Source organism: Mediterraneibacter sp. 210702-DFI.3.120 (genome assembly GCF_020561005.1).
Lineage (GTDB): Bacteria > Bacillota > Clostridia > Lachnospirales > Lachnospiraceae > Mediterraneibacter > Mediterraneibacter faecis.
Window position 1 is genome coordinate 1 of sequence record NZ_JAJCNG010000128.1, and the last position, 220, is coordinate 220.

The 220-nt window shown below is 42.7% G+C and carries 1 protein-coding gene; it reads left to right on the forward strand.

All coding sequences use genetic code 11. The annotated features are described in order from the left end of the window. Window positions 1-6: 6 nt before the first annotated feature. Window positions 7-220 (forward strand): phosphoribosyltransferase family protein (locus tag LI162_RS15495; RefSeq protein ID WP_442919965.1); only part of this gene is annotated, 214 nt, incomplete at its 3' end.

The window sequence follows — 220 nt, forward strand, 5'->3', positions numbered from 1 at the left end:
GTGAGCGTGAACTATGTATCAGGGTCTTCAGAACGTATCGAAAAAATGGAACTTTCAAAACGCAGTTTAAAACGCGGATCAAAAGTTTTAGTCGTGGATGACTTCATGAAAGGCGGCGGCACCGTCAATGGTATGAAGAGTATGATTGAAGAATTTGAAGCAGAACTTGTGGGCATTACCGTTTTTGCTGAGTCAAAATTCAATGGCCGTCGTGCAATCG